Source organism: Kosakonia sp., from assembly GCF_032052965.1.
In the GTDB taxonomy this organism is placed as follows: Bacteria; Pseudomonadota; Gammaproteobacteria; order Enterobacterales; family Enterobacteriaceae; genus Kosakonia.
In genome coordinates this window covers 626,651-638,058 of record NZ_DAMBVN010000001.1, presented here as the reverse complement: position 1 = coordinate 638,058, position 11,408 = coordinate 626,651, and the positions used below count along the sequence as shown (strand labels likewise).

Annotated in this window: 9 protein-coding genes; 4 read left to right on the top strand and 5 right to left on the bottom strand. The window is 53.6% G+C overall.

Going from position 1 to position 11,408, the window contains the following annotated elements; all coding sequences use genetic code 11:
• Positions 1 to 283 precede the first annotated feature (283 nt).
• From RTX30_RS02950 to dbpA, 4 genes are all read left to right on the top strand, one after another.
• Complete coding sequence (locus RTX30_RS02950) at positions 284 to 1,471, top strand: methyl-accepting chemotaxis protein (RefSeq protein WP_312686644.1); 1,188 nt, start codon at positions 284 to 286, stop codon at positions 1,469 to 1,471.
• Between the two features lie 139 nt (positions 1,472 to 1,610).
• Entirely contained in the window at positions 1,611 to 2,594 is a 984-nt protein-coding gene (gene zntB, locus RTX30_RS02945; RefSeq protein WP_312686643.1) for a zinc transporter ZntB, read from the top strand.
• A 273-nt stretch (positions 2,595 to 2,867) separates the two neighbouring features.
• Positions 2,868 to 3,017, top strand: coding sequence for a hypothetical protein (locus RTX30_RS02940; RefSeq protein WP_312686641.1), 150 nt, complete (start codon positions 2,868 to 2,870; stop codon positions 3,015 to 3,017).
• Between the two features lie 63 nt (positions 3,018 to 3,080).
• Positions 3,081 to 4,454, top strand: a complete 1,374-nt coding sequence (dbpA, locus tag RTX30_RS02935) for an ATP-dependent RNA helicase DbpA (RefSeq protein WP_312686640.1) — start codon at positions 3,081 to 3,083, stop codon at positions 4,452 to 4,454.
• 39 nt (positions 4,455 to 4,493) lie between these two features.
• On the opposite strand, the gene ttcA is transcribed toward dbpA, so the two are convergent.
• The 5 genes from ttcA to nifJ all read right to left on the bottom strand — a co-directional run bounded on the left by ttcA (position 4,494) and on the right by nifJ (position 11,263).
• Positions 4,494 to 5,429, bottom strand: coding sequence for a tRNA 2-thiocytidine(32) synthetase TtcA (gene ttcA / locus RTX30_RS02930; protein WP_312686638.1), 936 nt, complete (start codon positions 5,427 to 5,429; stop codon positions 4,494 to 4,496).
• 104 nt (positions 5,430 to 5,533) lie between these two features.
• On the bottom strand, positions 5,534 to 6,394 hold the full coding sequence (locus RTX30_RS02925; protein ID WP_312686636.1) for a helix-turn-helix transcriptional regulator: 861 nt from the start codon (positions 6,392 to 6,394) through the stop codon (positions 5,534 to 5,536).
• Between the two features lie 36 nt (positions 6,395 to 6,430).
• A complete protein-coding gene (locus RTX30_RS02920) occupies positions 6,431 to 7,291 on the bottom strand; it encodes an MBL fold metallo-hydrolase (RefSeq protein ID WP_312686633.1) in 861 nt (286 codons plus the stop codon).
• Positions 7,292 to 7,403: 112 nt separating this feature from the next.
• Positions 7,404 to 7,616 (bottom strand): KTSC domain-containing protein, encoded by a 213-nt coding sequence (locus RTX30_RS02915; RefSeq protein ID WP_312686630.1) that lies wholly within the window; start codon positions 7,614 to 7,616, stop codon positions 7,404 to 7,406.
• A gap of 122 nt (positions 7,617 to 7,738) precedes the next feature.
• Positions 7,739 to 11,263: a pyruvate:ferredoxin (flavodoxin) oxidoreductase gene (gene nifJ, locus RTX30_RS02910; protein ID WP_312686628.1), complete on the bottom strand. Its 3,525-nt coding sequence runs from the start codon at positions 11,261 to 11,263 to the stop codon at positions 7,739 to 7,741.
• Positions 11,264 to 11,408 lie beyond the last annotated feature (145 nt).

Here is an 11,408-nt window from a genome sequence, read left to right as displayed (position 1 = left end):
TTAAATAAAACGTACAAATTTATCTATTAAATTATAGCGTGTGAATAAACCAGAGGTTTTTATTATAACCTATATGATATATTTTATTCTCTGCTGGTGTTGATGTGGTGTTTTGTATCGCTCAATACCATGATAAATTTATTATCCAGAATTTTATTCTGCTATTTTATTTTTTGTTGTTATATAACATCAAAAACTAGGGCTTGTCATTTTAGTCGTGTAAACATACAATGCTGATGCTATAAGGATCATATCCCTCCGTGGCGTTTTCGTTGGTGTCATTATGTTAAAGAATATTAGCGTTCGAACCTTTATTATTTCTTTCATGTTGGTTGCGTTTATTATCATGGAAGGGTTAGTGATCTTTATCTCAAAAAATAGCGCACTTATTATTGCCCATAGCGTGATTTCACTCTCAGCGTTAGGGTGTCTCTGGTTATATATGACGCATTATTTAGTCACGCCGATTAACACTGTGAAAAAAAGTATTGAAGAGGTAACCTCCGGAAATCTCTCAATTACTATTCCGGAATTTGGTAATAACTGCGCCGGTCGCCTGATTCCTGGCATTAACAGCCTGGCTAATAGTATTGCGCATCTGGTTAAAGAAATCCGTTCCTCATCTGACTCTGCACTGGAACTGTCGGCCCAGCTTGCGGCACGAAGTGCCGATCTGTCAGTGAAAACTGAACAGCAGTCCGCGGCACTGGTGCAAACCGCCTCCAGTATGGAACAGATGGCATCGAGCACCAAAAATAACGCCGACAATACCCGGCTCGCCAGTACCCGTGCGAAAGATGCCTCCTCCTGTGCGATGAAGGGCGGGAATTTAATGGGGCAGGTGGCGAAGAATATGCAGTCCATCACTGACTGCGCCGATCAGATGACAGAAATCATCTCAATTATTGATGGCATTGCTTTCCAGACCAATATTCTGGCGCTCAACGCGGCGGTTGAAGCTGCGCGCGCAGGGGATCACGGCAAAGGATTCTCGGTGGTGGCGGGCGAAGTTCGTACACTGGCGCACCGCAGCGCCGAAGCAGCAAAAAACATTAAGACACTGATTGCTGTGACCACTAGTAACGTCACCCAGGGGGCGACGGTGGTCGGCGAGGCAGAGCAAAATATGCATGACATCGTATCCGGCGCGACGGTCGTCAGCAAACTGATGGATGAGATTGCCGTCACAACCCTTGAGCAGGAAAAAGGCATTTCGCAAATCACCCTGGCGCTGGCGGAGCTGGAACAAGTAACGCAGAGCAACGTAACAATGGTGGATGAGCTTGCCGGCTCGTCGGATACGCTGCAGCACCAGGTGGAGGAGTTGCAAAAACGCACCGGAAAATTCCGCATTGCAGGGGATACCGTCGCGAATCGTCCTGCAACGAATGCAGTCGCAGACAAACGCAGCGCACGGCTGGCAACCGCTCCGGCGCTGGGCAGCCAGGAGGGTTACTGGCACTCCTTCTGAACACAGGCCATTTCATACGGCCCGGGAAACCGGGCTTTTTGTTTTGTGCAAAAATTTGTTAATAAATTCAGCGTGATGATTGCTTAACGCCCCGGCATAGCTAGACTGACAACAATGACAGGCTGATTGTGGAGGGGCTGTGGAAGCGCTAACAGGAACGGATGTGAAAGTCCCGGATGCGGTCTTTGCATGGCTGCTGGATGGTAAAGGCGGCGTCAAACCGCTGGAAGACAGTGATGTGATCACGGCGCAAACGCCGTGCTGGGTGCATTTAAACTATACCAATGCGGAAAGTGCCCAGTGGCTGGCGTCGACACCGGTGTTGCCGAACACTGTGCGTAATGCCTTGTCGGGGGAAAGTTTGCGGCCCAGAGTGAGCCGGATGGGTGAGGGCACGCTGATCACGCTGCGCTGTATTAACGGCAGTACCGATGAACGGCCAGATCAACTGGTTGCTGTGCGCCTCTATATGGATGAGCGGATGATCGTTTCCACGCGTCAGCGCAAAGTGCTGGCGCTTGATGATGTGGTGAGCGAACTGGAAGAGGGTACAGGGCCGGTCGATTGTGGTGGCTGGCTGGTCGACGTTTGCGATGCATTGACCGATCACGCTAGTGAGTTTATTGAATCGTTACATGACCGGATTATCGATCTCGAAGATGACCTGCTCGATCAGCAAATTCCGCCGCGCGGAATTCTGGCTTTGCTGCGTAAACAATTGATCGTTATGCGCCGTTATATGGCGCCCCAGCGCGATGTGTTCGCCCGTCTCGCCAGTGAACGGTTACCATGGATGAGCGATGATCAGCGTCGCCGTATGAAAGATATCGCTGAACGGCTGGGACGCGGGCTGGATGAAATCGATGCCTGTATTGCCCGAACGGCAGTCATGACCGACGAGATCACCCAGGTGATGCAGGAATCTCTCGCACGTCGCACTTACACCATGTCGCTAATGGCGATGGTTTTTTTGCCCAGTACCTTTTTAACCGGTTTATTCGGCGTGAATCTGGGCGGGATCCCAGGCGGTGGATGGCACCTTGGCTTCTCGATTTTTTGCCTGATGTTGGTTGTGTTGATCGGTGGTGTTACCTGGTGGTTGCGGCGCAGTAACTGGCTGTAAAATTTAACGTTTTTAACAAAAAATGAACATAAAAACGCCATCTAACTTGCGCCAGGTCAATATATGACATACCTATTCAGGGCAATATTTCTCTCGCAGGTGAATGCAACGTCAAGCGATGGGCGTTGCGCTCCATATTGTCTTACTTCCTTTTTTGAATTACTGCATAGCACAATTGATTCGTACGACGCCGACTTAATGAGTCGGCTTTTTTTTGCCTCTGCGCCGTGAGCTTCTACCTTTAAGGTGTGTCTCATGATTATGGAGGTCAACATGTCCGCTCTCACTTTGTTCATTCCTGTCGGTTCTTTACCCCCAGACCCGGTTCCGGTCGACCCGGTGCCTGTGCCCGATCCGATCCCCCGTCCGCAGCCATTGCCGGACCCGCCGCCGGATGAAGAACCGATTAAATTGTCGCGTTAGCCGGGCAGATCTGAGAGGATACGCGCCTGCTGAACGTCAGCCTTTTTATCGCGAGAAAATATTGTGACCGCTTTTACCACCTTGTCCGCTCTGCCCGCAGCCCAGATCGCTAACCTTAACGAACTGGGCTATCTCACCATGACGCCCGTACAGGCTGCCGCGCTGCCCGCTATTCTCGCCGGTAAGGATGTCCGCGTGCAGGCGAAAACCGGGAGCGGTAAAACGGCAGCGTTTGGCCTCGGTTTATTGCAGCACATTGACGCCAGCCGTTTTCAGACTCAGTCTCTGGTACTTTGTCCGACGCGTGAACTGGCCGATCAGGTTGCCAGTGAACTGCGCCGACTGGCCCGTTTTATGCCCAACATTAAGGTGCTGACATTATGTGGCGGGCAACCTTTCGGTGCACAGCGCGATTCGCTGCAACATGCTCCGCACATTATTGTCGCCACGCCGGGGCGTCTGCTGGATCATCTGCAAAAAAGCACGGTATCACTGGAGAACCTGCAAACGCTGGTGATGGATGAAGCCGATCGGATGCTGGACATGGGCTTTAGCGACGCCATTGACGAGGTGATCCGTTTTGCTCCCGCGTCACGGCAGACGCTGCTCTTTTCTGCCACCTGGCCAGAAGCCATTGCCGCTATAAGTGGTCGCGTACAGCGTGATCCGCAAACGATTGAGATCGACACCGTGGATGCGCTGCCTGCCGTCGACCAGCACTTTTTTGAAGTCTCGCGCGGCGGGAAAATCGCGCTGCTGCAAAAATTGCTGAGTGAACATCGTCCGGCTTCCTGCGTGGTGTTTTGCAATACCAAAAAAGATTGTCAGGACGTGTGCGATGCGCTGAAAGCCGCCGGGCAGGATGCGCTGGCGCTGCATGGCGATCTGGAACAACGCGATCGCGACCAGACGCTGGTGCGTTTTGCAAATGGGAGTGCACGTGTGCTGGTCGCCACTGACGTTGCTGCGCGTGGGCTGGATATCAAATCGCTGGAGCTTGTTGTGAATTACGAGCTGGCATGGGATCCGGAAGTACACGTGCACCGTATTGGCCGTACAGCGCGCGCCGGCAACAGCGGCCTGGCTATCAGTCTGGTGGCACCAGAAGAAGCACAGCGCGCTAATATCCTGAGCGAAATGCTGCAACTGACGCTGAACTGGCTGTCCGCGCCCGCGAATGTCAAACTCATTGCGCTGGAAGCCGAAATGGCCACGCTGTGCATTGACGGCGGAAAAAAAGCGAAAATGCGACCGGGTGACGTGCTGGGCGCACTGACTGGCGAAATGGGGTTTAACGGCGAAGACATTGGTAAAATCACTGTCCACCCTGCGCATGTTTATGTGGCGGTTCGTCAGAATGTGGCGCGTCAGGTATGGAAGCAGTTACAGAACGGGAAAATTAAAGGCAAAGCTTGCCGCGTGCGTTTACTGAAATAGAAATAAGCCTCTCTGATGCATTATCAGAGAGGCGGGAATTTACTTCACTTCGACAACATTGAGACGCAGAGCATCCAGCGGCGTCTCATCCTCTTCTGGCTGCCAGCCAGCAGGTTGCAGCGGGATCTCTTCGCGATCAAACGCCAAATCACCGCCGTCGACCACTTCAGAGCCATGAGTGATGCCTTTAAAGTCAAACAGGTTAATATCGCTCAGATGCGACGGCACCACATTCTGCATGGCGCTGAACATGGTTTCAATACGGCCCGGATAGCGTTTATCCCAGTCGCGAAGCATGTCGGCAATGACCTGGCGTTGCAGGTTAGGTTGCGAGCCACACAAATTACACGGAATGATCGGGAAGCCTTTCGCTTCAGAAAAGCGCTCAATGTCTTTTTCACGGCAATAGGCCAGCGGGCGAATGACAATGTGCTTGCCATCGTCGCTCATCAGCTTTGGCGGCATGCCTTTCATTTTTCCGCCGTAGAACATATTCAGAAACAGCGTTTGCAGGATATCGTCGCGGTGATGACCGAGCGCGATTTTGGTCGCACCCAGTTCAGTCGCGGTGCGATAAAGGATCCCACGGCGTAAACGAGAGCACAGTGAGCAGGTTGTTTTGCCTTCCGGGATTTTCTCTTTAACGATGCCGTAAGTGTTTTCTTCCACAATCTTATATTCCACACCGAGCGAATCGAGATACTGCGGCAGAATATGTTCCGGGAAACCAGGTTGTTTCTGGTCGAGGTTAACGGCAACCAGCGAAAAATTCACCGGCGCACTCTGTTGCAGATTGCGCAGGATCTCCAGCATGGTATAGCTGTCTTTCCCGCCGGAGAGGCAGACCATAATGCGATCGCCTTCTTCAATCATATTGAAATCGGCAATCGCTTCGCCGACATTACGGCGCAGGCGCTTTTGCAGTTTGTTCAGGTTGTATTGTTCTTTTTTGCTAACTTCTTGATTTTGCGACATGAAAAAGGCTCAATTCAGGTTTTTAGCGCCAACCGGTACGGCACCGCTGGCAGACATACGCTATTAGGGCTGGATTGTAGCAATGATTTGCCCCGGAGGCAGGATTATATCGCGATTGCTGTCTGGCGAAATACCGACGGTTCTGCCCCATAGCGCTTGCTAAACTGTCGGCTGAAGCTGGCGACCGACGTATAACCCACGCGCGCAGCGATGGATTTAATCGGGATCCGTGTTGTCATGAGTAACTGTAACGCATCGGCAATACGCGCATCCGTAATCACGGCGCTGAGGGTGGTATTTTCTGCTGCCAGGCGTCGGCGCAGGGTCGCGCCACTGATATTAAGCCGTTCTTCAATCTCCCCGGTACACCAGTGATGTGCTGGATCGCGGCTCACCATTTTGCGAATGGTCATCGCTATGCCGGGTGGCTGAATGCGTAACAGGCTGTGATGTCCCATTTCGTATAACATGAGCAACACTTCGAGCATGGCATGGAGCGCCAGCGTCCGGTGACCGGCGCGCAGTGCGTCGGACCAGCGCGACAGTGGCGCAATGAACTGGCCGATTGGCTCTGAAACCATTTTTCCGGGATCGGCGGGCGGCAACACGCCAAGCAGCAACCTGGCAGCTTCGAGTTGCTCTTCAGCAAAAAGTACGCTTAACGCCACAAACTCACCGCTGTCGCCATCGGGTTCACATTCGATAGCGATACTGCGGGCGTTAGGCAGCACCAGCATTTCGCCGGGTGAGGCGTAAAATGCCTCACCCGCTTCACGACAGCGAAAATGGCCGCGCAAAGGAAAAGCGAGCGTTGCGCCTTCCACTTCAAATTGATTCACTTGCCAGGTCTGAGTGGCCTGCAGGCAACAACAGGGGAAAGCCTTCCCGGCGCGGATCAGTGACAGCAGTCCATCCAGTATTTCTTCGGTGGTGCTCGCGTTTTCCTGTACAGCAGAAATTGTCATTAATACCTTCTTGCAGGAGGCTTACATCGCGGCGGCTTACATCGCATAGTGCAGCGCATATCCGTTCCCGCGCCGGGTGATGCTGGCCGTTGACGGCAGGTTAAAGTGCATACCGCACACAGAGAGGTTATCAGCGGACACCCGATCGAGCAGAGCGAGACGTGTTTTCGCAGCCTGTGCAGGATCAAAATCGTATGAAACGGAAACCTCAGGATGCGTTATCTGAATATGCGGGAAATGGACGATATCTCCCCAGATAAGTAGAGACGCTCGCTCATTCCCCAGCAAAAAACCGCAATGGCCTGGCGTATGACCAAACAGGGGCACGGCCTGGATCCCCGGCAATATGTCCTCCTGCCGGAAGGTCACCAGTCTGTCGTCCCAGGTATTAAACGCATGGCAAGCAATACGACTTAAGCGTTTGAAGTGCTCTGTACCGCGGGTGTACACATTTTCATCACGCCAGAAGGCGAGTTCTTTTTCATGTACCCACAGTTGCTGCACATTCGCAAAAAGCGACTTTTGCGCGGCATCAGCAACGCCGCCAATATGGTCCGGGTGGGCGTGCGTCAGCAGAAGGGTATCAATTTGCAAGGGATCAATGCCTGCGGCTGCGAGTGCGTCCTGTAACTGACCGCTGGCACCGTCATTCGCACCAGTGCCGCTGTCGATCAAAATGGTGCGACCGGCGTACTCAATCACGCAAACGTTAATATTCATTCGCGGCAGACAAGAGACGCCATTATCTGCCAGCACGCTTTCGGCGCGGTGGGCGTCAATGCCATTCAGGTTCGAGAACGATCCTTCAAGATAGCCGTCACTGATGATGGTAACGCTCAGATTACCCAGTTGCTGGCGTTGAATGGCGGGGACCTGCCAGTGTGTGCTGTGTTTCATCCTGTTCCTTACTCTGTTTTCATAACATCCCATTGATCATGGAGACAGCGTAACGAAAACAGCCGCGCGGCGTTGCTCATCATGGTGCGTTTTGCGCTCATCTGACAGCGATTCAGGCGACTTTTCTTTCCGGGAATTTGTCTTTCACCACGCCATCATAAAAACGGCCTTTGGAGACAACGGTTAAAAAAACGGAAAAAATCCGCTCCGGAACGCCGTGATACTGATAAATGCTTCGGTCGTGAAAACGAATTTCCAGCACGCGGCTCAGCGTGTCGTAACCCACAGAAGCAATACGTGACGATGTAACGGGATGATGAAGCATGATGATCGCTCCTGATAAACGGCCGGAAGGAGGATTATCAGTCAGCTTACCGGCGCTGTCATGCGAAATACGTGCGTTAAAAAAGCCACCGTGGCTGACCGGTGGCTTTTTACGCAAGGCAATTACTCTGCCTGGCTTTTCTCCGCTTTTCCCGCCAGTTGGGCGAGGAAATCGTAGCGTTTTTGCAGATCCGCTGCGGCATCTTTCCACAGCTGTTCGGCCACATCCGGCTGCTGCGCATTCAGTCGGCGGAAGCGTTGCTCATTGAGCAGTGTCTCCGCCAGCGCATCAGACGGCGAACGAGAGTCCAGCGCCAGCGGAATTTTGCCTTCCTCTTCGCGACGCGGGTCGTAGCGGTACAGCGGCCAGAATCCGGTAGCGGTGAGCTGGCGCATCTGATCGTGGCTTAGCGCTAAATCGTAGCCGTGTTCTTCGCAGGGGCTGTAGGCAATGATCAGCGACGGTCCCGGGTACGCTTCCGCTTCCTGGATAGCCTTAACTGTCTGGTTAAGCTGCGCCCCCAGCGAAATTTGCGCCACATAGACATGCCCGTACATCATCATGCTGACGCCGAGATCTTTCCGCGCTTTACGTTTACCGTGCTCCCCAAACTTGGTCACTGCGCCCAGCGGGGTAGCTTTCGATGCCTGGCCGCCGGTATTTGAGTAGCACTGGGTATCGAGCACCAGAATATTGACGTTCTCTGTCAGGCTCATCACATGATCCAGACCGCCAAAACCGATATCGTACGCCCAGCCATCGCCACCAATCAGCCAGATCGATTTCTCGACCAGCGCATCGGCATCGGTCAGCAGTTGCTGCGCACCGTCCACTGTCGCCAGAGCCTGGCGTAACTGCGCAACCTGCTCACGTCGCGCTTCTGGGGTAGCATCCGCATGCAGCGCCTCAAGCAGCGATGCCGGAATGTGTTCAGCAAACGCATCCACCAGTCGCATAACGCGCAGGCGATGCTGATCCACACTGAGACGGAACCCTAAACCAAACTCAGCGTTATCTTCAAACAGTGAGTTCGCCCATGCCGGACCGCGGCCATTGCCATCTGTAGTATAAGGTGTGGAAGGGAGGTTACCGCCGTAGATCGACGAACACCCCGTCGCGTTCGCAATCATCATGCGGTCACCGTACAACTGCGTAAGCAGTTTAATGTAGGGTGTTTCGCCACAGCCGGAGCAAGCCCCGGAGTACTCAAACAACGGCGTAATCAGTTGCGAGGTACGGATATCAATGCGCTCCAGCGCGCTGCGATCGATTTCCGGCAGCGAGAGGAAGAAATCATAATTCGTTTTCTCCTCCTCAACGTGCTCAAGGCGCGACATCATATTGATCGCCTTAATTTCCGGGTTCTGGCGATCTTTTGCCGGACACACTTCCACGCACAGATTACAGCCGGTGCAATCTTCCGGCGCGACCTGCAACACGTATTTTTGCCCGCGCATATCGCGGGATTTCACATCCAGCGAATGCAGACTGCCCGGCGCGCTTGCCATCGCGTCTGGCGATACCACTTTCGCGCGAATGGCTGAATGCGGGCAGGCAGCAACACAGTGATTACACTGGGTGCACAACGTCTCTTTCCAGATCGGGATTTCTTCGGCGATGTTGCGTTTTTCCCATCGGGTGGTGCCAACGGGCCACGTTCCATCTGGCGGTAGTGCAGAGACGGGCAGCGCATCGCCCAGCCCTGCTAACATGGCCGCCGTTACCGTCTTGACAAAATCCGGGGCGGCGTCGGCAACCACTGGCGGGCGATGCGCGCTGTTGGTATTTACCTCCGCCAGCGGAACGTTGAATAACGACTCTCGCGCGAGCGCGAGCGCCTGCCAGTTGCGCTCAACCAACTCCTGGCCTTTACTGCTGTAACTTTTGGCGATAGCACCTTGCAGCGCTACCAGCGCGCTCTCGCCGGGTAAGACCTGAGTAAGATGGAAGAACGCCATCTGCATTACGGTATTGATACGCGCGCCCAGCCCGCATTCACGGGCGATTTTCGCCGCGTTAATCACGTAGAAGCGGGCTTTTTTCTGGTTCAGCACCGCCTGGACTTCCTGTGGCAGGCGCGACCATACCTCATCGGCACTGTAAGGGGTGTTGAGGAGGAAGATGCCGCCAGGTTTCAGGCGTTCAGCCATTTGGTATTTGTCGATAAACTGCAACTGATGGCAGCCAACGAAATCCGCCTGAGATATCAGATAGGCCGAATTAATCGGCTGCTCGCTAACCCGTAAATGCGATACGGTCAGCCCCCCGGCTTTCTTCGAGTCATAGACAAAATAGCCCTGCGCGTACCACGGGGTTGCATTACCGATGATCTTGATGTTGTTCTTGGTTGCCGAGACGCTACCGTCGCTGCCCAGGCCGTAAAAGAGTGCTTCCAGTTTGGCGCGAGATGGCAGGGTGTTTTCCGGTAGCGGTAGCGAAAGATGGGTTACGTCATCGTAAATACCGACAGTAAAACGGGGCCTGGCTTTTTCAGCGCGTAATTCATTAAAAACCGCCAGCACGCATTCCGGGCCAAATTCTTTGGAAGACAACCCATAACGCCCACCAATCACTCGGGGCAAGGTTTCGCGTTTGCCATGATTAAACGCTTCCGCCAATGCGGTCATCACATCCAGATAGAGCGGTTCTGCCTGAGCGCCCGGCTCTTTGGTGCGATCCAGTACTGCAACAGTACGCGCGCTTTCCGGCAGTACCGAGAGCAGATGCGCCGCACTGAAGGGGCGGTAAAGACGGACTTTCAGCACACCGACTTTTTCGCCTCGCGTGAGTAATTCATCTACCACTTCTTCGCAGGTACCGATGGCGGAACCCATCAATACTATGACGCGATCCGCCTGCGGATGACCGTAATACTCGAACGGGCGGTATTGGCGCCCGGTAGCTGCGGCAAAATCGTTCATCGCCTGTTCAACGTGATCGTAAACGGCGTTGTACCACGGGTTAGTGGCTTCGCGGGACTGGAAGTAAGTATCCGGGTTGGCTGAGGTGCCCCGGATCACCGGGTGTTCCGGGTTAAGAGCCCGGGCGCGATGCGCGTCAATCTCCGGCTGCGGCAGTAACTCGCGGATCGTGTCATCTGCCAGCGGCACAATTTTATTGATTTCATGTGAAGTGCGGAACCCATCAAAGAAATGAATAAAAGGTACCCGGCTTTTCAACGTCGCAATGTGCGATATCAGCGCAAAGTCCTGTGCTTCCTGCACACTGCTGGCGGCCAGCATGGCACAACCAGTCTGGCGTACCGCCATCACATCCGAATGGTCGCCAAAAATGGATAAGGCGTGCGTGGCCACCGTACGGGCAGCGACATGCAGAACAAACGGGGTCAATTGACCGGCCAGCTTGTACAGCGTTGGGATCATCAGCAGCAAGCCCTGCGATGAGGTAAAAGAAGTGGAGAGGGCGCCGGTCTGCAACGCGCCATGTACAGTGGCGATAGCACCGGCTTCGGACTGCATCTCCACCACGCGGGGAACATCACCCCAGACGTTTTTCAGGCCGTTGCCAGCCCAGACGTCTGCCTGCTCCGCCATCGTCGAACTTGGGGTAATCGGGTATATGGCGATAACTTCACTGGTACGAAATGCCACTGAGGCAACCGCACCATTACCGTCAATCGTGATCATAGAAAACCCTTACATTGCTCAAAAGTAGAGACCCATAAGACTGCTACGAGCCTTGTAATTATCTCTCTATTTTAGCAAAGCGCCTGCGGAGCAATTTTCGCTTTTGTGTCCTCAGACATAACGGTAATCAATGAATTGCGATTTT

Bases quoted from the DNA above. Each gene is read 5' to 3' on its own strand.
- RTX30_RS02950 (WP_312686644.1), top strand. From the start codon at position 284: ATGTTAAAGAATATTAGCGTTCGAACCTTTATTATTTCTTTCATGTTG.
- RTX30_RS02940 (WP_312686641.1), top strand. From the start codon at position 2,868: ATGTCCGCTCTCACTTTGTTCATTCCTGTCGGTTCTTTACCCCCAGAC.
- ttcA (WP_312686638.1), bottom strand. From the start codon at position 5,429: ATGTCGCAAAATCAAGAAGTTAGCAAAAAAGAACAATACAACCTGAAC.
- RTX30_RS02925 (WP_312686636.1), bottom strand. From the start codon at position 6,394: ATGACAATTTCTGCTGTACAGGAAAACGCGAGCACCACCGAAGAAATA.
- RTX30_RS02920 (WP_312686633.1), bottom strand. From the start codon at position 7,291: ATGAAACACAGCACACACTGGCAGGTCCCCGCCATTCAACGCCAGCAA.
- RTX30_RS02915 (WP_312686630.1), bottom strand. From the start codon at position 7,616: ATGCTTCATCATCCCGTTACATCGTCACGTATTGCTTCTGTGGGTTAC.
- nifJ (WP_312686628.1), bottom strand. From the start codon at position 11,263: ATGATCACGATTGACGGTAATGGTGCGGTTGCCTCAGTGGCATTTCGT.